Origin of the sequence: Dactylosporangium sucinum (assembly GCF_014647515.1) — a bacterium.
Classification (GTDB): Bacteria; Actinomycetota; Actinomycetes; order Mycobacteriales; family Micromonosporaceae; genus Dactylosporangium; species Dactylosporangium sucinum.
The window spans coordinates 26,870-44,497 of sequence record NZ_BMPI01000086.1 but is presented as its reverse complement, the minus strand read 5'-3'; the positions used below and the strand labels follow the sequence as shown (position 1 = coordinate 44,497).

Sequence of the window (17,628 nt, the reverse complement as noted above, 5' to 3'; positions counted from 1 at the left end):
GAGCTGGCCTTCGGTCAGCATCACACCAGGATCGACGACCGACCCGACATAACGCAACCAGCATCACGCAACACTAGTGTGCATGATCCGGTTCGTGGGGCGGCGTTCGGGGGAGCTGCGACGGTTCCGGCAAGAGTTCTACGCTTGTCTGACCTCGCGTGCGGATGCGGTGTTCGAGCGGCCGATGCCGTGCTGTGTGCGGACGGGCCGGTGCGGTTGCTCGCGGAACTGTCGTTGGTCGCTGAGCACCGTCGTGGTCATGGCTCGGCCGATGTCGCGGTGGTCGATGGCCGTATCGACGTCGAGTGGTTGCGGACCGCGCTTGCCGGGGTGTCGTTGCCGCGCGCTGCTGACGGGCGGCTGGTGTTGGCCGTAGACATCACATGCTGGCTGCGGCCGGAGGCACAGACCTCGCCGGAACGGATCCTGTGCCACACCCGCAGCCGTGGCAGCCGTGGCAAAGGCCAGGCCACTATGATTCCGGGCTGGCCGTACTCGATGATCGCGGCTCTGGAATCCGGACGCAGTTCGTGGACCGCCCCTTGGACTTCCAGCGCTTGGCCCCGGGTGACGATGCCGCCCGCCTACGTGACCATCAGCATCGATACCGCTAGGGTGGCTGGGTGTTTCGGCCGCGGCGGGGTACCCTTCGGACCTGACTGACGGGCGGTGGGCGATGATCGAGCCGCTGCTCCCAGCCCCGAGGACCGGTGGCCGGCCGGAGTCGCACCCGCGGCGGTCCATTGTGGACGGCATCCTGTACGTGGCGCGGACCGGCTGCGCCTGGCGGTACCTGCCGGCAGACTTCCCGCCGTGGCAGACGGTCTACTGGCACTTCAAGCAGTGGGAGGAAGCCAAGGTCACCGAGGCGATGCTGGCTGCGTTACGTGAGCAGGCGCGGGTCCAGCAGGGCCGTGACCCGCAGCCCTCCGCGGGCATCATTGGCGGATCGCTTCGGCATAGGCAGCTGACCCGTCCCGGCACACCACCTCGATGCCGGGATGCTCCCGCAGCCACGCGGCGAGGGTGGCAGCCTTACGGTCCGGCAGCACATCGACCCGGCGGTGCGTGACCGCGTCGATGATCAGGCTGGCGTATCGGCGTCCCCGCCGCAACGCGAAGTCGTCCACGCTGACCACCACCGGTGCCGGCAAGTGCGGGATCGGCAATGCCATCACCTGCCGCAGCACGGTCGAGCGCGACACCCGGGTCCCGAACCCCGACAGCACCGCAGCCCCCGCCCGACCCGCCACGGCCACACCGATCCTAGCGATCAGCGACGTCAGCCGCAGCGTGCACCGCGCCCACCGGGCGGCCAGCCGCGGCACCTGCTCCCGGAACGTCCGCCTGACACACCCACTGTTACGGCACGCCAGACGGCGCACCCGCAGCTCGAGGACCACACCACGCCCACCGACCGGCAGGTCCGCCAACCGCCGCACGTGGTAGGCATGCACCCGCCTGGTCCGCCGTCCGCACGCAGGGCAGGCCACCGCCGCGGACCGGGTCCGCGCCCGAATACATACCGTCCCACCTTGGTCAACAACATCATCGACCACTATGGACGCCAGGCCGGGGAACAACACCTTGATCAGATCGAAGCGCACCGGCGACACCCTGCCGCACCGTGATCAGCGAACTTCGATCACCCCGGCCACCACCGTCATTGCGCCAGAGCCGTTTTTCTTACAGTCCCCCAGGGCTTGACGGATGGCGATGTCATGCATGCTTGGATGCCAGATTGGGAAGCATCGACCAACGTTCGTAGGGGCGACGCACGCTAGTCCAGCGGACCGCAGGCGGACTCCAGTCGGGCACGGAATGCGCGTTCGGCGATGAGAGTGCGGGCTGACTCGAGGACGGGTGCCAGGAAGAGGTCTGGGCCGGGCATGCCGGCGAAGGCTGCTACCTCGGCAACGGCGATCGCGGCGGCCGGCGCGGGTGTCATGGGGGCGCGCAATTGGATACCGCGAACGCCGGCAAGCAACTCGACCGCGAGCAAGCTGGTGAGGTTGTCCAGCACGGTGCGTAGTTTGCGGGTGGCGGCCCAGCCCATTGAGACGTGGTCCTCCTGCATGCCGGAGGTCGGCACGGAGTCGACAGAAGCGGGTGCGGCGAGACGCCGGTTCTCCGCGACGATGCCCGCCGCCGTGTACTGGGCGATCATCAGGCCGGAGTTGACTCCGGGGTCGGGGGTGAGGAACGGGGGTAGGTCTCGGGAGCGGGTGACGTCTAGGAGACGGTCGACCCGCCGCTCGGAAATGGCGCCCACCTCCGCCGCCGCGATGGCGAGAAAGTCGGCGGCGAAGCCCAGCGGCGCGCCGTGGAAGTTGCCGGTCGACTCGACCCGTCCGTCGGTGAGGACCACAGGGTTGTCGACCACGGAGAGCAGTTCACGGGCGGCGACGATGTTGGCGTGGTCGAGGGTGTCCCGAGCGGCGCCGGCTACCTGGGGCGCACACCGCATCGAGTACGCGTCCTGGACTGCGTGGGTCACGTCGTTGCGGTGGGAGTCCATGATGGCCGAGCGCTGCAGCAGGCGGTGGATGTTCGCCGCTGATGCGGCCTGTCCCGGATGCGGCCGAATGGCGTGCAGCTCGGGCTGGAACGGTCCGATGGAGCCGAGCATCGCTTCGATCGAGAGGGCCGCGGTGACGTCCGCCATGGCGAGGAGGTGGCGCGCGTCATCGAGTGCAAGCAGCAGCATGCCGAGCATGCCGTCGGTACCGTTGATCAGCGCGAGCCCTTCCTTCGCCGCGAGCGCGATCGGAGCCAGCCCGGCCTGGGCGAGGGCGTCGCTCGCCGGCTGCCGGTCGCCGTCCTTGCCCAGCACCCATCCCTCGCCGAGCAGCACGAGCGCGCAGTGTGCGAGCGGGGCGAGGTCACCGGAAGCGCCGAGCGAGCCGTGCTCGGGCACCCACGGCGTGACGTCATGGTTGAGTAGCTCGACCAGGGCGGCGGCGACCTGCGGGCGGACCCCGGAGTGGCCGAGCGCGAGCGAGCGGACCCGCAGCAGCATCATCGCCCGGACCACCTCACGTGGCATCGGCGCGCCGATCCCTGCTGCGTGCGAGCGGATCAGCGCGTGCTGCAGCTCCGCTCGACGCTGTGGCTCGATCGGCGTACTCGCGAGCGCCCCGAACCCGGTCGAGACGCCGTAGACGGGGCGCCCGTCGCGTTCGATCGCGTCAACAATGGCGCGACTGGCGGCCATGGCAGCGACCGCGGAGTCGGCCAGCTCAACCCGCTGGGATTGCCGGGCGACCGCGAGCACCTCGGCGGGGCTCACTACGCGTGGCGTGACGTACACCGTGCTCATGCTTCTTCTCCGTTGCTCCGGGCCGAGTGGATGATGGGGACGCCGGGCCGGTGGGCGAGCGCGACCGCGGTCGGTGCGTCGAGCACCAGGCGCCGCGCCCAGCTCCACCGCGAGCCGCCCGCCGCCACCGAGGGCGAGCTGGTTGGCGTGCACGCGGGGGCGCAGTGAGACGGTGACCAGGTCGGCGCGGGCGCCCGGACGTAGCTCGCCCGCGTCGGGCCAACCCAGGCTGCGGTGACCGGCGACGGTGGCGGCCCCGAGCAGCGCGCCGGGCCCGAAGTGGCCACGCTGCTGCGTGCGAAGCCGCTCGTGCAGCTCGACCGCACGGGCCTCCTCGAAGAGGTCCACCACGGCGTGCGAGTGGGAGCCGAGACTCAGCACGGCACCAGCGTCCACGACCGCCCGGGCCGGCCCGATACCGTCGGCGAGTTCGCGCTCGGTGGTGGGGCACACGCACACGCCACATCCCGCGGCGCCGAGTGTGCGCACGCCGGCTGCGTCGAGGTGGGTCGCGTGTACCACGGTCGTGAACGGTCCGAGCAGGCCGGCCTGGGCCAGCAGCGCGGTTGGGGTCAGCCCGTGCGCGCCGACGCAGGCCTCGTATGAGGCAGACGCCCCCATCGTGGATCGCGGAGACAGGCATCAGACGGTCTCCTCGTTGAGCAGGCTGCGGGTGTAGGCGTGCTGCGGCGCGTCGAGCACCACGTCGGTGAGACCGGCCTCGACGATACGGCCCGAGTGCAGCACGACGACCCGGTCCGCGACCGAGCGGATCAGCGCCAGGTCGTGCGTGATGAAGAGCATGGCGAGACCGTGGTCGCGCCGTAGGCGGGTGAGCAGCGTGACGATGCCGGCCTGCACCGAGAGGTCGAGAGAGGAGGTCACCTCGTCGCAGATCAGCATCTCGGGCTGGGCGGCGAGGGCCCTCGCCAGCGCCACCCGCTGCCGCTCGCCGCCGCTGAGCCGGTCGGGGCGTTGGTCGGCCTGGTCGCGGCGCAGCCCGACTTCGTCGAGCAGACGTAGCGCCTCGGCCATCGCCTCGCACCGGTCGAGGCGGCGCAGCCACTGTGCCGCCATCGCGATGCTCCGGCCCACGCTGCGGCGCGGGTTGAGCGAGGCGTAGGGGTTCTGGAAGACGTACTGGATCGCCTTCTGCTGAGCTGGGTTACGCGCGGTGACCTTCCGCTCGAGCGCTGTCCCGCCCAAGTGAATGGTGCCGCCATAGCTGGTATGCAGGCCGGCGATACTGCGCGCGATCGTCGTCTTGCCGCTGCCGGACTCTCCCACCAGGGCGACGCACTCGCCCGCCGCGACAGTGAGGTCGACGCCGGTGGTGACCTCGTGCGACCCATGCCGGGCTCGAAGGCCACGCACCTCGACCAACGCCGTGTTGGGGCGGCGCCTGCCCGAAGTAGATGGTTGTGCGGCCGGGGGTGTCGCGTGCCGCACCCGCGGAAGTTCCCGGCACCGTGCGGTGTGGTCGGGGGTGACTGTTTCGACTGCGGGAACCTCGGCAGTGCAGGCTGTTGTGGTGAAATGGCAGCGCGGCGCGAAGTCGCAGCCGGTGCCGCGCTCACTCGGGCTGGGGCTGCGTCCGGGCAGGGCGGTGAGCGCCCGGCGACTGGCCGGGTCGGGGAGCGCGGCGAGCAGCGCCCGCGTGTACGGGTGTGCCGGCGCCACGCCGATCTGGCTTGTCGGGCCGTCCTCCACGATGCGCCCGGCGTACATCACCGCGATGCGGTCGGTGAAGGAGAGCAGCAGCCGCAGGTCGTGGCTGACGAAGACCACGCTGGTGCCTTGGCGCTTGCTCAGCTCGCGGACGAGGGCAACCACCGCTGCCTTGGTGGCAACGTCCAGTCCGGTGGTGGGCTCGTCCATGATGACGAGCTGTGGTCGGCAGGCGAAGGCCATGGCGATCGCCACCCGCTGCTGTTGCCCGCCGGATAGCTGGTGCGGAAAGCGGCGGGCGAAGTCTGGCTCGGTGGGCAACTGCACGGCGGTGTAGAGCTCACGCATCCGCCCGGCCTGTTCCGCGCGGTCGCGGATTCCGTGCGCGCGCAGGATCTCGCGGAACGCGGTGCCCAGCCGCAGGCTGGGATTAAGCGCGGTGGCCGGGTCCTGCGGTACGTAGGCCACCGTCGATCCACGCAGCGCTCGCAGGGCGCGTTCGGTGCGGCCGGTGACGGAGGTGCCGGCGACCGTGACCTCTCCCCCGGCCTGCCGCAGCCCAGCCCGGGTGTAGCCGATCAGACTGAGCCCGAGCGTGGTCTTGCCGCTGCCGGTCTCACCGGCGATCCCCACGATCTCGCCGGGCGCCACCGCCAGCGACACCCCCTGCAGCACGACCTCCGTGCCGCGAGGCGCGGCCAGCGTGACCACGAGGTTGGAGACGACGACGGTCATGACGGCTCCCTTGTGTAGCTGCGGGAGAGACCGTCGCGCAGCAGGTTCATCCCGATGAGGAAGACACCGATCGCGATGACGGGGGCGAGCACCGCCCACGGCTGGATGGTCAGCCCGCCCTGGTTGTCGTGAATCATCCGACCCCAGTTCACTCCGGTGGAGCCGAAACCCAAGTAGCTCAAGGAAGCGAGCACCACCACCGACATCGCGAGCCGGATGCCGAACTCCACCAGGAGATGCCCGGCGATGTTGGGTGTGATCTCGCCGGTGACCAGACGGAACCGGGAGACGCCGAGCGATCGGGCGACGTGGAAGTAGTCCTGCTCGATCACTCGCGCCGTTGCGGTTCGCAGCACCCGGGCCGACTGCGGGACGTGGGAGAGGCCCACCACGAGGACCAACGTGAGCGGCGTGGCACCGAGCCGGGTGAGGACGAGCAGCGCGATGACGATTTGCGGCAGCATGATCAACGTGTCGTTGACCGAGAGGAGCAGCGCACCGACGCGGCGCGGGGAGAGCGCGAGGGCCACCCCCACCAGGAGCCCCGCCCCGACGCCGAGCAGCGTCGCCACGATCCCCTCGACGAGGAATTCGCGCCCGCCGACGAGCAGGCCGCTGAGCACGTCCCGGCCGAGGATGTCCGTGCCGAGCAGGTGTCCGTTGCCGGGCGCTTGGAATGGCCGCCCGACGAAGGCATACGGGTCGTGTGTTATGAGGATGGGTCCGACCAGTGCCGCCAACACGACGAGCAGGGCGGCGGCGGCACCGATCACACTACGCCAATTCATGCCGTCCTCCGGGTGCGCAGCCGCGGGTTGGTGAGTACACCGCCGACGTCGGCGACGACGTAGACGAGCAGGGCGATCGCGGCGAGCAGCATGGTGATCGCCTGTACCACGGGAATGTCGCGGTTGTTGACCGCCTCGACCAGGGCCGAGCCCAAGCCGGGGAAGGCGAAGACGGTCTCCACCGCGACGATGCCGCCGGTGAGGTAGATCAGGGTGGTGGCTGCGACCTGCAGGCTCGGCCCGATGGTGTTGGGCAACCCGTGGCGCCAGATGATGCGCCACTCCGGGACGCCGGAGAGCCGGGCCCAGAGCACGTGCTCGCTCGCCAACTCTTCACGCAGGGTCGTCTTGACCGACTCGGTCAGGTACGGCAGCGAGCCGACGACCAACGCGAGCGTGGGCAGGGCGAGCAGCTCCGGTTGCTGCCACGCGGGGTGCGCCGGGTCGACGACCGAGGTGGGTGGCAGCACGCGCAGCACATTGGTGGCGAGCACGACCACGACGAGGATGGCGATGATGAACTCCGGGATGGCGAGGACCACGAGCGCGGCCGCGGAGACGGCCTGGTCGATGAGGCCCTCAGGGCGACGGGCCGCGGCGGTTCCCAGCAGCAGGGCCAACGGAAACAGCAGCAGCGCGGTCGCCGCCACGAGGGTGGCGGAGTTGAGGATGCGGGTGCCGATGAGGTCGCCGACCGGGCTCCCCGAGGCCAGCGATGTGCCGAGGTCGAACCTCGCGAGGTTCCCGACCCAGTTGAGATACTGGTGCAACAGCGACTGGTCAAGCCCCAGCTGCTGCCGCAGCCGGGCGATCTGGTCCGGGGTGGCGTTCTGCCCGAGCACCTGCCGGGCGATGTCGCCCGGCAGGGCCTGGGTAAAGAGAAAGACCAGCAGCGACACGACGAACAGCATCAGCAGCGCGGTCACGAGCCTCTTGATGATCTTCATGTCGCTACCGACCCTCCGCAGATGATCTTGCTCACGGACTGGTGAAGCCCACTTCGTAGAAGTTGTAACCGCTCGCGCCGTCGCTGTTCGGGTACGACTTGTAGCCGGACACCCTGGCGCTGTAGCCGGAGATGTTGTTGAGGAAAACCGCGACCACGTACGGTCCCTCGTCGTACTCGATCTTCTGCATCTGGTGCACCAGATCGATCCGGGCCGCCTCGTCGACCGTGCGGACCGCCTTCTCGTAGAGGGTGTTGTACGCGTCGTTCTGCCATTTGGTGGCGTTGTACGGAGCGTTGTTGACGATGGTGAAGGCGGCCTGGTCGAAGATCGACAGCTGGCCCCAGAAGGAGAGCGAGAGCGGGTACGTGCCGTAGCCGTCGCCGTAGTAGGTGGCGGCGTCGACCTTGTTGAAGTGGATGGTGAAGCCGGCCTCCTTGGCCTGCTGGACCAGCACGTCGTTCTGCCGGTTGGCGGTGGGCTGGATCGGGGCCGCGGTCAGCTGCACCTCCACCCCGTTCGGGAACCCCGCCTCGGTGAGCAGCTTCTTCGCCTCCGCTAGGTTGCGCTCGCGCTGCGGCAGACTCTTGTCGTACCCGGCGTCGAAGGGTGAGAAGATGTCGTTGCCGACGACCGCGTGCCCGCCGTAGACCTGCTCGACGATCTGAGCCCGGTCCACCGCCAGCCGCAGCGCCTGGCGCACCTTAGGATTGTCGAAGGGCTTCTGCTGGACGTTCATCTGCCAGGTCAACGTGCCGCTGGTCGGATACTCGAAGACCTTGTAGCCGCTGCCCGCCGCCTGCACCACCGGGACCAGGCTGGAGTCCATGCTGGAGGCGACCTCGATCTGGTTGCCGATCAGCGCGTTGACCTGAGCGGTACCGTCGGCGAAGCTGATGAACTCCAGCTTGTCGGCGTAGACGGGCTTGAAGTAGCTGGCGTTCTTGGTGAAGGTGACCTTCTGCCCGGCGGTGAAAGCGTCCAGTTTGAATGGCCCGGACCCGATCGGGCTCTTCGGGTCGAACCCGGTCGGCACGATCGCCATGGTCGGCGAGGTCAGCGCGTCCGGGAACACCATCGTCGGGTACTTGAGGGCGAACTGCACCGTCCGGTCGTCGACTTTCGTCACCTTCTCCGCGTCCACGAACGGCAGCGAGCTCGCCGGGGGCAACGGGTCGGCCGGGTTCAGGATGCGCTTGATGGAGTAGATGACGTCGTCAGCGGTCACCGGCTTGCCGTCGTGCCAGGTGGCCTGGCGCAGCTTCACCGTCCAGATATCGGCGGTTGTGCCTGCCATGACGGACTCGGCCAGCCGCGGCACTACCGTACCGGCGGTGCCGTACTCGGTCAGGGTATCGAAGAGCTGCCGCGCGATCGCGTAGCCGCCGACGGTCGTCGCCCTGGCTGGGTCGAGTGAGTCAGCGCTGTTGAGCGCGCTGATGCCGACGCGCAGCGTGCCACCCGGCGACGGCTTCGCGGTGGGCGCGGTGGTGGAGGGTGTGGTGTCGGCGCCTGAGCTGCAGGCGGCGAGCAGGAGACCGAGGCATGCCACGATCGCCGCCCGGCGCACATTTCGTTTCATTGAAACTCCTTTGCACGGTGTATGGAAATGCCGGCAGGGCGGATGCTTCGCGGCGAGGCGGCTACTCCTCGTACAGCGAGACGCGGACTTTGGCGCCGGGCTCGAGCCACGCCTTCGTGCCGATCAGTTCGAGCTTGTCGTGTCCTTCGATCACCTCACCGATCGAGGAGACCGGCAGCGGCTCCGAGGCGAGGTCGCTTCCGTACACAATGGACATCTGTTGACGGGGGCCGTAGAAGGAGACCGCGCCGCGCACGTCGCCCTTGGTCGCTTTCCACTCCGGACCGAAGTCCTCCGGGTAGTAGACGTTCTCCCAGGCGGCCATGATCTTCGTCTGGATCAGGAGCAGGTCGCCGGCGATCTTGCCGTGCTGGAGGAACGAGGTGAAGGGAAGCGCCTCACGGATCTTCGCGGCGACACCCGGAACCTTTTCCTCCCAGATTTCAAGGATCGCGACGTCTTCGCCGTCCACGTTGAACTGCAACTTCATGATCAAATCCAATCTGCCGGAGGGAACTACTGGGCCGCGCGGGCTGCCTTGACGATCTTGTCGAGCGGGTTGGAGCGCGTGTATCCATGGGTGACGCCCCACGGGAACGCCATGTCCACCCAGCCGTGCAGCCGATTGATATAGGTCATAGCCGCACCAGTGAGTCGGGCGAACTCGTCCAGCGTCTTGCAGGCGTTGACCCCGCCTACGTACTCCTTGACCAACTCGCCGGCGCGCGGGAGGCCGACGAAGTCGATCATGTTTGCCTTGTACTGGCACATCTCGTCCATATAGAGCTGCAGCGTGCGCAGGTCGGCGCCCTCCTTGACGGCGGCGAGCTCCCAGGCGAACCAGAGGATCTCGTCGGTAAAGGTCCGCAGCTCGTTCTCCGCGAAGATCAACGTCGTCAGGTAGGTGTTCTTGGTACCCGTGCCGCGGGGGATCTCGCCGCGGCACATCGCCATCACCTCGTCGGGCGGGCATTCCCAAATGGCGTCACGCTCCGCGTCGAGCAGGGCGATGACGTCCTCTACCGACGTCGCGATCTTTCGGATTTCCGCCTTTGCCGGCATGCACTGCTCCTTTGTCGAACTGATGCGGCGACGCTAGGCGCGCCTTCAGAGCACTGTCAAGGAGCAGCATGTATTGTCATCTAGTGAAAAGCTCCTTGGCGGCCGAGGCCAAGGCCGCCAGGGCGTTTCGACGAAAATCCAAACGGATTACCTGCGCGTTTCGTGACCGCTCAGGCGGGACAAAACACCGCACGAGGCCGACTGGACGCGGCGCCCGGAGTCGGCGATACTTGCCACCTAGCGAAACTGGATGCTGTTGCATGGAAGGCTAGAGGACGTTACTGTGGCCAAAGTCACCGAACCGTCGACGCCGGGCGACGTCTCGTCGACCCGTACCGTCGACCGAGCGCTCGCACTGCTGATGACCCTGCTGGAAGGGACCACGAACGGCACCCTGAGCGATCTCGCCCGAGCGACCGGCCTGTCACCGAGCACCGCCTCACGCCTGCTCTCCACCCTGGCACAGCACCAGCTGATCCGTCGTGACAGCGATGGCCGACACTGGGCCGGTTCGCGAATGAAGCAGATTGCCGCGGCGACCCTGCGCGAGGAGCCCCTCTACGAGCTCGTGGGGCCCCACCTGCACGCGCTGGTCGAGGAGACCGGCGAGACCGCCAGCCTGGGCGTCGCGGCCGGCAAGGACCAGGTGCTCTACCTGCGCCAGGTCGCCAGCACCCGACAGGTGCAGACCATCACCTGGACAGGCCGGACGATTCCCCGCAAGGACACGGCGCTCGGCGCTGCGCTCGACGGGAAGCCGACGCCCCGCGGGTACGTCACCTCGCAGCGGCCGGACAGCGACGTCACCGCCGTCGCCGCGCCGATCATCGGCCACGACGGCACCATCCTCGGCGCCATCAGCATCAACGCCCCCACATACCGGACGTCGGAGCCTGACGTGGAACGCTTCGGCCAGGCACTCGTCCGCCACGCCAGCACACTCTCCTCGAGCCTCGGCGCACCGGCCCACCTCGTCGGAACTCGCTGACCACGCGCCCCGCAGCACCGGTTCTCGGTACGGCCGCGGCCTACGCTCGGACGCCCCGGGCCGCGGCGCGGTCCGCGCCGAGCGCAGCGGTAAGGACAACACGGTGGCGTCGCCCTTCGCCGGTACTAGCGTAGACATCGCCTTCGATGCGATCCTCGGCACAGCACGGGCGTTCGCCGCCGACGTGGTGGTGGGGACGAGTACGACGCGGCGGCGCTGGGACCGCCGCCGGTCCAGCACGCGATCGCCTGGCGCTCAGCCGACGCCTCGCCCGCGACCACGAACGCCGACCCTCCACCACAAAACAGTCGAAAATAGGCACTACAAACCCGAAGTCGGCAGCAGCAACTCGGCGAGGTCCGACTTCCGGATCTTGCCGTGCACCCCGGTGACCTGGTCAACCACCTGCGAAATCGCAAAGTCTCCGGCCGCAGAAAGGTACGCATAGGCGTGCGCTGGGTGCATGCCACGGTCCACGAGCATCTGCACCGCGGCCCGTACGCACTGCCGCATGGCGTCGGCGAGATCGTGGTGGAGACCGATCGGCACCAGGAGATCCGCTGTCTCGGCCCACAGGGGCCGGGCGGGGAACTCCTCGGCGGGCACGACGTCGAAGCGGATGCGCGCCCGTAGCGGCGCCTCGAAGGCGGTCAGCGCGACCTCGCCGTCGCCTTGGGCGAAATGGGGGTCTCCCACGTAGGCCAGCGCGCCCGGTACCTGTACCGGCACATGCAGCGTGGCGCCTCGGGTGAGCAGAGCGACGTCGATATTGCCGCCGTGTGCCCCCGGCGGCACCGAGTTTGGACGATGCCGCTGCGCGACGGCGACACCCATCGTGCCGAGGAAAGGGGCGAGGGGGAAGCGGACGTTCCGGGCCGATCCCGGCGCGACGGGCATCGACCCGTGCAGCCCGGCCCGGTGATCGTGTTCCACCCTGCACAAAATCGACACGGTCTCGGCCGAGCCGCCGAGCGGAAACTCGTCCGGCAGGGCGCCGCGCCCGTGCCGGTTGGAGACCACGCCGTAGCGGCACCGCAGCTGCAGATCCTCGACGGTCATCGACAGTATGTCGCCCGGTCTTGCTCCGCGTACCTCGATCGGGCCCGTCACCACGTGCGGCCCGTCGGCCGATGGGTCATGGTCGACCTCGGCGGCCACTGTTGCCGCATCGCGGAGGATCTGCGACGCAGGGATTCCACGGTGAGTGAAGAACGCGTATGGATCGCGCCCCTGGTCCTCCAGGATGCCTTCGTGGCTGACGGTGTCGATCACCAGGCTGGTACCGGGATCGATCGTCACCGCCGGCTGGTCCGTGGCGCAGGGCAACCGACCCCATAGGACCGTCCGGGGCATCGCCGGCAGGTAGCCCGCACGGGCACCCGCCGGTGATGTCACCGTGCCGCTCTCGGGCTGCAGCACCGGGCTCGTCGTGGTCACGCGGGATCGTCCGACGACACCAGGGCCCGCCGGTCTTCGTGACTGAGCCCAACGGGCGTCCCATCGGTCACGAGCTTGGCAAACCCGTTGTCCTTGGCCATCACGGTGATCGTGTACAGCCGCTCGGTCGCGCTGGTGTTGACGATTCGATGCTCCGAGCCCGGTTGCAGGACCAGGATGTCGCCGGGCACGAGATCCACGGCTTCGTCGTCGCTATATGCCGTCGCCTCTCCCCGTAACACGATGAAGACCTCGGCGGACTCCTCGTGGGAGTTCACTGGCTGGGCTCCCGCAGGGTCCCAGATCTCGAGGAACACGCTGGCGCTCGTGCCGTGCACCGGTCCGGCCAGTTCGGCGAGCCGCACGGTGTCTCCCGGGGAGATCAAGTGTGCCGGGATCTCGGCCAGCTTCCGGACGATCGGCCTGTCACCGCTCATGGTTCTCCTTCGGGGTAACGGGACTTCCATGTAGGCATTCGCCTGCGCGCTGGATGAATGTATACCGCAGCTCGCAGCGCGCTCGTCAAGCGAAAGTTGCTGCTAGAGGCCAATAGCCGCGAGCGGAAACAGCAACTTAATGTGGTCGACATGTCGAATGTATACAACCATCTCATCGCTTGCCGGGCCCGGTGCCGGCACGGCCATCGACCCGGTTGAAGGAGCCACATGCCCGTCACGCAGTTGCTGGTGTCCAGCGCGACGCTGATCGTCCCCTCCGCCGACGGATGCGCGGCACTGCCCGACGGATGGTTGCTGGTTGACTCGGCAGGCCGCATCGCGGACCTCGGTACGGGTGCCACACCTCGGGCCGAGCCCTCGACGGCACGGCTGGACGTGGCAGGTGCCTTCGTCGGTCCCGGCTTCGTGTCCTCGCACAGTCATCTGTTCACCAGCGGGTCGCGCGGACTCGGCACGGACCAGACGCTGTACGGATGGGCCGAGGCCATGTACCGGACCACCCGGCACTGCTCCCCCGACGACATCTACTGGTGCACGCTGCACGGCGCACTGGACTTCCTCGGTGCCGGCGTCACCACCGCCTACGACTTCTGCGACACCCGGCTGCGGTTCGAACCCCTTCAGCAGGGCCAGCGCAGGACGGGCAGCGAGCTGCGTCCCCCGGAGTACGCCTTCCGCCAGGCCGACGCCAAGGCCGACGCCGGTCTGCGCTTCGTCAACAGCGTCCAGCTCGACGAATTCGTGGGTACCGAACAGGAGGTCCTGGACCGGCTCGGAGACGTTGTCCGCTACGGGCAGGGCGCAGATCCCCGGTACTACTTGCGCACCGCGATCAGCGGGGGCGTCCAGTGGTCCGCGGATCGAGGCACGGCCGTCCTGGAGGTCGCCGCCATGCGACGGTTCAACCTCCTGAACCAGCCACACTTCCTCGAAACCCGCGAGCATCTCGAACAGCAACGGGAGAAGTTCGACTGGTACGAACAGGCGGGGGCACTCGGCCCGGACCTGGTGTTCGGGCATTTCGTCCAGGCCACGCCGGAGATCGTTGCCCGCGCCGCGGCCGCGGGGTGCGCCATGTCCTGGCAGCCCACCGCCAACGGCCGGCTCGCCTCAGGTGTCGCGGACATTCCTACGGTCCGGGCCGGCGGCATGCGGGTGGGTGTGGGCCTTGACGACCAGTCGTGCACCGATCTGGCGGACCCGTGGCAGAACATGAGGATGGGTCTGTACATGCTGCGGGCCGTGACGGGTTCGCCCACTCAGCTGTCCCCGGGCCAGATGCTGCGCATGCATACTCTCGGGTCCGCGGAGGTGATCGGCGTCGAGGACGTGGTCGGCAGTCTCGAGGTCGGTAAGTACGCCGACTTCGTGGTGGTCGACCCCCGTTCTCCCGACGTCGGCCCGGTTTGGGATCCGATCGCGAGCTACGTGTTGGCCTGTGGGCTGCGCAACCTGCGAGACGTGTACGTCGGTGGCGAGTTGGTCAGCCGGCAGGGACGCTCCACGAATCCTCTTGCCGGCCGCGCCTCGCAGGAACTGCACACCCGGCTTCGCGCGCTCGCGCTGGCGGCGACTGGATGAGCCGCACCGGCGACGCGTCAGAGCACGCCCGCACGGACATCTGCCTTGGCCCGCTCGACGGCCTGGTGCAGCTCCGGCGGCGACCCTTCGGCGAGCATCAGGTCGAGATAGCCCGAGTCCAGCCCGCACGCGAGGACGGCAGGCAGTTCCTCGTCCCCGTGCAGCCGGCGCAGAATCTCCCCCACGACCCCGGCGATGTCGCTCCGCACGAACGCCACGTGGTCGTCCAGGCTCCCGAGGAAGCCGACCGTCGCGGCACCGTGCTTTCGCGCGCTGGCGCATCCGGCGGCCCCCGCGGCATCGGCCGAATGCGCCACCACGGCGCACCCGCCCGGCCCTGCCAGCAGCTTCCCGGACGACTCGCCTCCCGCCCGGTCCTCGAACGTGGTGAGGTGATGCACCATGACCGGACCGCCACGGGCGCTCATCGCTCCGGCGGCGTACGCGGAAGCCATCCGCCGCTGGGTCAGCACGGGTGGGCCGGCGATCAGGCCGATCGGGTCGCCGCCGGCGAGTGTGGCCGCGAAGGCACCGGCGCAGTAGCCCGCCTGGTCCCAGCACCAGTCCACGAGCGTCACACCTTCGAGGCCGTCGCGGGTCGGAGGACGATCGGTCAGCACGATGCGACGGTAGGTCGTGCGGTGGCGGCGCACCCAGTCCAGATGCTGGATGCCATGGCACACCACCGCGTCCCACGACGGGTCCGGCAGCTCGGGTGCACCGTGACGTAGATCGATATCGGCGCCTGCGGCGGTGGCGCCTGCCACTGCCTCCAGCGCGCCGTCGACGAAGCCGCCGTCACCCGCCGGACCTGCTAACAAGACGCCTACCCGCACCCGAGCAGTATAGGTCGCAAGAAGGGACCCCCGATGCAGCACGTGCTACCGCTCCTGGAGACCTGTCCGAAGTCCATGCAGATCGGCCCCTGCGGAGGCGTCGGCGGCGACGGCGGCTGCGAGATCCGCCCAAGCGTCCGCTGCACGTTCATCGACGGGACGCAGGAGGCCGTCGGGCAGTTGGAGCCGCGGGATGGCAGCGGCGCCGCCGTGCCGCGCAGCGGCGGGATGTTCGAGCAGGGGTTGCGGGCCGGCAGATTCATGATTGTTGCCGAGGTCAACGGCGCCGACACCGCGGACGCCTCCTCGTTCACGGCCGCCGCCCGGACTCTGGCCGACCTCGCCGACGTCGTCTCCGTCACCGACCACTCCGGGGCCAACGTGCACATGGGCAACGTCGCCGCGACGGCGCACCTGCTTCGGGCCGGCGTCGAGGCAATGCCTACCTTCAGCTGCCGGGACCGTAACCGGATCGCGTTGCAGGGTGACCTGCTCGGCGTGGCCAGCCTCGGCGTCTCCAACGTGCTTGTCGTCACGGGCAACCACGTCGAGGTCGGTGACAGCCCGCAGGCGCGGCCGGTCTTCGATCTCGACAGCACCCGGCTGATCCGCGTGGCGGCGGATCTGCGTGACCACGGTCGTCTGGACAACGGGCGGGAGGTCGAATCCGCCCCGCGTTACCTGATCGGGGCGGCGGCCCATCCCTTCGCCCCGCCGTACGATCGGCGCCCCCGGCACGTCTTGCGCAAGGTGGAGGTGGGCGCCGACTTCTTGATCACCCAGCACATCTTCGATCTGCCGCTGTGGCGCCGATTTCTGGCCGACGTCAACGAGACCCGGGCCGGTGTCCCGGAGTTCTTCCTCCTCGGGGGCGTGGCGGTGCTGCCCGACGAGCCGACCGCACGCCGGGTCAACGCGGGACTGCGTGGCTTCTCGATCCCCGAGCAGACCCTCGCCCGGCTGCGCAGATCCGCCGATCCCGGTGCCGAAGGGATCGCGATCGCGGCCGAGACCGTCGCCGAGCTCGCGCACAGTCCGGGCGTCTCCGGTTGCCTGCTGGCGCCGGTGACGGGTCGTACCAACGCGCTCACCGCCTCCGCCGAACAGGCCGACATCCTCGGCGCCGTGCTCGAGAAGGCGGGTCTCTCCGGGCAGCGGGTCGCGGCGTGAGCCATGTGACCACCGTTCTCGGTGACGTCAGCGCGGCCGAGTTGGGCATCGTGCTGCCTCACGAGCACCTCATCGCCAACGCCACCGCGCAGTGGGTACCGCCGGAAGACCCGGGACTGCTCGAGGAGTTCACCAAGCCGTACGACCTCCAGGCGCGTGGCGACGTACAACTGGCCCCGTTCTCCTACCGCGAGCCGATGTTCCAGACCGACCTGCACGTGGCGCTGCACGAGTTGCGCACGCTCAAGGAGTTCGGCAGCCACACGGTTGTCGAACTGTCGATCCCGGGCATCGGCCGGGACCCCGTCGCCCTGAAGACCATGTCGCAGATGACGGGCGTCAACATCGTGATGGGATGTGGCGAGTACGTCGAATTCGCCCATTCGCCGTTCATCAAGCACGTACCACCCGAGGTGATCAGAGACGTCCTCGTCGAGGAGATCGAAGTCGGGGTCGGTACCACGGGCATTCGGGCGGGGATCATCGGCGAGATCGGTACCAGCAACACGCCGACCGCCGCCGAGTTGAAGGTACTGCACGGCGCTGCCCTGGCCCAGATGCAGACCGGTGTCGCCCTCAACATCCACCGGTCGATCTTCCCCGATCCGCTCGGCACGCTGCCGGCGATCGACTACGTGCTGGACCTGGGTGTGGACCCGCGGAAGGTGGTGGTCAGTCACGTCGACGAACGGCCGGAGCCCGAGTTTGCGCTGCTGGCCGCGGAACGAGGCGTCTTCGTCGAGCTCGACACCTTCGGGATGGAGCAGTGGGCGATCTCGGCCCGCCGGGGCGGCGACTATCCGCGTCGATCACACGACCAGGACCGCTACCACATGGTGCAGGTCCTGCTCGATCGCGGGTTCGTCGATCAGGTCCTGCTCAGTCATGACCTGTGCATGAAGCCGCAGTTCATCGCGCATGGCGGGTGGGGTCTACGGCACCTGAGCCGAAACGTGGTTCCCCGGCTGGCCGCGCTCGGGGTCTCCGACGCCGAGATCGCCAGCATGCGCGTCGACAACCCTCGTCGGGCGCTGGAGCGTGCACGATGACCCCGGCC

Annotated in this window: 16 protein-coding genes and 2 pseudogenes; 6 read left to right on the top strand and 12 right to left on the bottom strand. The window is 68.7% G+C overall.

Annotated elements, in window-relative coordinates; translation table 11 throughout:
• Positions 1–663: transposase (locus tag IEZ31_RS49075; RefSeq protein ID WP_229837037.1), on the top strand; the 663-nt coding region annotated here is incomplete at its 5' end.
• A gap of 13 nt (positions 664–676) precedes the next feature.
• A pseudogene (locus tag IEZ31_RS57795) lies at positions 677–814 on the top strand (transposase); the annotation flags it as partial.
• A 124-nt stretch (positions 815–938) separates the two neighbouring features.
• Here the strand turns inward: IEZ31_RS57795 and IEZ31_RS49070 are convergent.
• The 9 genes and pseudogenes from IEZ31_RS49070 to IEZ31_RS49035 all read right to left on the bottom strand — a co-directional run bounded on the left by IEZ31_RS49070 (position 939) and on the right by IEZ31_RS49035 (position 10,101).
• On the bottom strand, positions 939–1,607 hold the full coding sequence (locus IEZ31_RS49070) for an ISL3 family transposase (RefSeq protein WP_190257028.1): 669 nt from the start codon (positions 1,605–1,607) through the stop codon (positions 939–941).
• A 173-nt stretch (positions 1,608–1,780) separates the two neighbouring features.
• On the bottom strand, positions 1,781–3,319 hold the full coding sequence (hutH, locus tag IEZ31_RS49065; protein WP_229837042.1) for a histidine ammonia-lyase: 1,539 nt from the start codon (positions 3,317–3,319) through the stop codon (positions 1,781–1,783).
• A gap of 162 nt (positions 3,320–3,481) precedes the next feature.
• Positions 3,482–3,928: pseudogene (locus tag IEZ31_RS57790) on the bottom strand (amidohydrolase family protein); the annotation flags it as partial.
• 33 nt (positions 3,929–3,961) lie between these two features.
• Positions 3,962–5,722 carry an ABC transporter ATP-binding protein gene (locus tag IEZ31_RS49060; RefSeq protein WP_190257026.1) on the bottom strand — a complete coding sequence of 587 codons (1,761 nt, stop codon included), beginning with the start codon at positions 5,720–5,722 and terminating at the stop codon, positions 3,962–3,964.
• Positions 5,719–6,495, bottom strand: coding sequence for an ABC transporter permease (locus IEZ31_RS49055; protein WP_190257025.1), 777 nt, complete (start codon positions 6,493–6,495; stop codon positions 5,719–5,721). Before IEZ31_RS49055 ends, IEZ31_RS49060 begins: the two co-directional genes overlap by 4 nt.
• 11 nt (positions 6,496–6,506) lie before the next feature.
• Positions 6,507–7,457 carry an ABC transporter permease gene (locus tag IEZ31_RS49050; protein WP_190257024.1) on the bottom strand — a complete coding sequence of 317 codons (951 nt, stop codon included), beginning with the start codon at positions 7,455–7,457 and terminating at the stop codon, positions 6,507–6,509.
• A gap of 31 nt (positions 7,458–7,488) precedes the next feature.
• Positions 7,489–9,039 (bottom strand): ABC transporter substrate-binding protein, encoded by a 1,551-nt coding sequence (locus IEZ31_RS49045; protein ID WP_190257023.1) that lies wholly within the window; start codon positions 9,037–9,039, stop codon positions 7,489–7,491.
• 61 nt (positions 9,040–9,100) lie between these two features.
• Positions 9,101–9,529: a hypothetical protein gene (locus tag IEZ31_RS49040; protein WP_190257022.1), complete on the bottom strand. Its 429-nt coding sequence runs from the start codon at positions 9,527–9,529 to the stop codon at positions 9,101–9,103.
• A 26-nt stretch (positions 9,530–9,555) separates the two neighbouring features.
• Positions 9,556–10,101, bottom strand: coding sequence for a cucumopine synthase-related protein (locus tag IEZ31_RS49035; RefSeq protein ID WP_190257021.1), 546 nt, complete (start codon positions 10,099–10,101; stop codon positions 9,556–9,558).
• A gap of 283 nt (positions 10,102–10,384) precedes the next feature.
• Between IEZ31_RS49035 and IEZ31_RS49030 the strand changes: the two genes are divergently transcribed.
• The gene (locus IEZ31_RS49030; protein ID WP_190257020.1) at positions 10,385–11,089 is read left to right on the top strand and encodes an IclR family transcriptional regulator; all 705 of its coding nucleotides are present in this window, start codon (positions 10,385–10,387) and stop codon (positions 11,087–11,089) included.
• A 321-nt stretch (positions 11,090–11,410) separates the two neighbouring features.
• On the opposite strand, the gene IEZ31_RS49025 is transcribed toward IEZ31_RS49030, so the two are convergent.
• Together IEZ31_RS49025 and IEZ31_RS49020 are read right to left on the bottom strand one after the other, a co-directional pair.
• Positions 11,411–12,526, bottom strand: a complete 1,116-nt coding sequence (locus tag IEZ31_RS49025) for an acetamidase/formamidase family protein (protein ID WP_229837036.1) — start codon at positions 12,524–12,526, stop codon at positions 11,411–11,413.
• Positions 12,523–12,963, bottom strand: a complete 441-nt coding sequence (locus IEZ31_RS49020; RefSeq protein WP_190257019.1) for a cupin domain-containing protein — start codon at positions 12,961–12,963, stop codon at positions 12,523–12,525. The genes IEZ31_RS49025 and IEZ31_RS49020 overlap by 4 nt, the downstream gene beginning before the upstream one ends.
• A 228-nt stretch (positions 12,964–13,191) precedes the next feature.
• On the opposite strand from IEZ31_RS49020, the gene IEZ31_RS49015 reads away from it, so the two are divergent.
• Entirely contained in the window at positions 13,192–14,565 is a 1,374-nt protein-coding gene (locus IEZ31_RS49015; RefSeq protein WP_190257018.1) for an amidohydrolase family protein, read from the top strand.
• Positions 14,566–14,582: 17 nt separating this feature from the next.
• Here the strand turns inward: IEZ31_RS49015 and IEZ31_RS49010 are convergent, their stop codons facing one another.
• Positions 14,583–15,443 carry a hypothetical protein gene (locus tag IEZ31_RS49010; RefSeq protein ID WP_190257017.1) on the bottom strand — a complete coding sequence of 287 codons (861 nt, stop codon included), beginning with the start codon at positions 15,441–15,443 and terminating at the stop codon, positions 14,583–14,585.
• On the opposite strand from IEZ31_RS49010, the gene IEZ31_RS49005 reads away from it, so the two are divergent.
• Both IEZ31_RS49005 and IEZ31_RS49000 read left to right on the top strand, forming a co-directional pair.
• Positions 15,435–16,571 (top strand): methylenetetrahydrofolate reductase C-terminal domain-containing protein, encoded by a 1,137-nt coding sequence (locus IEZ31_RS49005; RefSeq protein WP_190257016.1) that lies wholly within the window; start codon positions 15,435–15,437, stop codon positions 16,569–16,571. The genes IEZ31_RS49010 and IEZ31_RS49005 overlap by 9 nt on opposite strands.
• Positions 16,572–16,576: 5 nt before the next feature.
• On the top strand, positions 16,577–17,620 hold the full coding sequence (locus IEZ31_RS49000) for a phosphotriesterase family protein (RefSeq protein WP_190257015.1): 1,044 nt from the start codon (positions 16,577–16,579) through the stop codon (positions 17,618–17,620).
• The last annotated feature ends 8 nt before the right edge of the window (positions 17,621–17,628 follow it).

Excerpts from the sequence above, each read along its gene's own strand:
- IEZ31_RS49035 (WP_190257021.1), bottom strand. The coding sequence starts at position 10,101 with ATGCCGGCAAAGGCGGAAATCCGAAAGATCGCGACGTCGGTAGAGGAC.
- IEZ31_RS49045 (WP_190257023.1), bottom strand. The coding sequence starts at position 9,039 with ATGAAACGAAATGTGCGCCGGGCGGCGATCGTGGCATGCCTCGGTCTC.
- IEZ31_RS49060 (WP_190257026.1), bottom strand. The coding sequence starts at position 5,722 with ATGACCGTCGTCGTCTCCAACCTCGTGGTCACGCTGGCCGCGCCTCGC.
- IEZ31_RS49005 (WP_190257016.1), top strand. The coding sequence starts at position 15,435 with ATGCAGCACGTGCTACCGCTCCTGGAGACCTGTCCGAAGTCCATGCAG.
- IEZ31_RS49015 (WP_190257018.1), top strand. The coding sequence starts at position 13,192 with ATGCCCGTCACGCAGTTGCTGGTGTCCAGCGCGACGCTGATCGTCCCC.
- IEZ31_RS49040 (WP_190257022.1), bottom strand. The coding sequence starts at position 9,529 with ATGAAGTTGCAGTTCAACGTGGACGGCGAAGACGTCGCGATCCTTGAA.
- hutH (WP_229837042.1), bottom strand. The coding sequence starts at position 3,319 with ATGAGCACGGTGTACGTCACGCCACGCGTAGTGAGCCCCGCCGAGGTG.
- IEZ31_RS49050 (WP_190257024.1), bottom strand. The coding sequence starts at position 7,457 with ATGAAGATCATCAAGAGGCTCGTGACCGCGCTGCTGATGCTGTTCGTC.
- IEZ31_RS49020 (WP_190257019.1), bottom strand. The coding sequence starts at position 12,963 with ATGAGCGGTGACAGGCCGATCGTCCGGAAGCTGGCCGAGATCCCGGCA.